Annotated in this window: 2 pseudogenes; both read right to left on the reverse strand. The window is 70.1% G+C overall.

What is annotated here, in order from left to right:
• Positions 1 to 168 (reverse strand): annotated as a pseudogene (locus tag EXE44_RS21725) (MFS transporter); the annotation flags it as partial.
• Positions 169 to 170: 2 nt separating this feature from the next.
• Positions 171 to 365: pseudogene (locus tag EXE44_RS18585) on the reverse strand (MBL fold metallo-hydrolase); the annotation flags it as partial.

Consider the following 365-nt stretch of genomic DNA (forward strand, 5'->3'; position numbering starts at 1 on the left):
GCCGATCACGAGGAACGACTCGACGCCGAGTACGTCCTCCCCCAGCGCGGGGACGACGGTGCGCTCGGACCCGATGGTCAGGCCGGTGGCGAACACCAGCAGGACGTGGAGCGAGAACTGCCAGCGGTGTTCGCGGATCCCCTGTTTGATGTCGGTTGCCGTGCTCATTGTCACTCGGCCGCGCAGTTGTTCGGCCCCAGCTCCAGCTCGGCCAGCTCGTCCGCCGGAACCGACTCCTGTCCCACGTTCGTGCGCTTGACGCGCTCGAAGTTCGGGGGGTGGTCCGGGACGTCCGACGCGAGCTCCTCGACGAACGCCTCGCGGTCGCGGCGGAGGTCACGCCGGCGGTGCGCGAGGGGGTCGCG

It is taken from the genome of Halorubrum sp. SS7, from assembly GCF_005435055.1.
Taxonomy (GTDB): domain Archaea; phylum Halobacteriota; class Halobacteria; order Halobacteriales; family Haloferacaceae; genus Halorubrum; species Halorubrum salinarum.